The following is a 1,194-nucleotide window of genomic DNA, read 5'->3' on the forward strand; positions in this document are numbered from 1 at the left end:
AATCCAAAAACAGGCTCCACATCAATTTTTCTTTGACTGTAGATGGCTTTTGTTTTTGGTTCTGAAAGCCTTTTATTAATTTGGGCTTTAAAATATTCCCAATTATAATTCTTCATTATTTTTTTATTTGTTTTTGAATTGAAGTTCATACATTGGTGTTTCAGAGAACATTCTGAACAATCATCACATTCGTATAATTTAAAGTCTCGTTTAAAACCATATTTATCATGGCGATAGGCATATCTTTTAAATCCTAGTCTTTTATTGTTCGGGCAAATAAATTCATCGTTAATTTCGTCATAATCCCAATTTTGAGTATTAAAGATGTCGGATTTATATTTTTTAGTTTTATCTTTTATAAACATTCCATAAGTTATGAGTGGTGTTCGATTAAAATTATCTATAATTGCCATATAATTTGATTCGCTACCATAACCTGCGTCAGCTACAATGTATTCAGGTAATTGACCGTAGGTCTCTTGAATTGAATTTAAAAATGGTATCATCGTTCTTGTATCAGTCGGATTTTGATACACATTGTACGATAAAATAAATTGAGAATTTGTCGCTATTTGTAAATTATAACCAGGCTTGAGTTGTCCATTTTTCATATGATCTTCTTTCATTCTCATAAATGTGGCATCATGGTCAGTTTTAGAGTAACTATTTCTATCCTTTAAAATAGATTTTTGGACTTCGTATCTTTGCTTACGCTCAGAGTAATCATTAATTTGCTTTTTGTATTTTTTAATTTTAGTTCTTTTGAGCCGTATTTGTTTTCTTATTTTAGTACATTTTTCATTAACGATATGTTGGTTTAAATCTTCGATTTCTTTATCTAAATGACTACCAATCAAATCTATTTCTTCTTTTGTTAAGTCATTATCGTAATCTTTTTTAATCTCAGGTATGATTTTATTTGTTACCAATTCATGATAGAGTGCTTTAGAATCATCATTCATCCTGGACTCATGGTTTTGAATACTCTTTTTCCATACAAATGTATATCGATTGGCGTTCGCCTCAACTTTCGTACCATCAATAAAAATGGCCTGCTCATCTATAAGATTTTGTTTCAAACATTGACTATGAAATTGAATAAATAATGATTCTAATAAAGCATCTACTTTTGGATTTACTCTAAATCGATTAATCGTTTTATAAGAAGGCTTTTGATTTTGTGATAGCCACATC

General features: G+C 29.1%; 1 protein-coding gene. It reads right to left on the reverse strand.

What is annotated here, in order from left to right:
- Positions 1-1,194 (reverse strand): IS1182 family transposase (locus tag CD128_RS09025; RefSeq protein WP_103329634.1); only part of this gene is annotated, 1,194 nt, incomplete at both ends.

It is taken from the genome of Staphylococcus croceilyticus (genome assembly GCF_002902575.1).
GTDB lineage: Bacteria > Bacillota > Bacilli > Staphylococcales > Staphylococcaceae > Staphylococcus > Staphylococcus croceilyticus.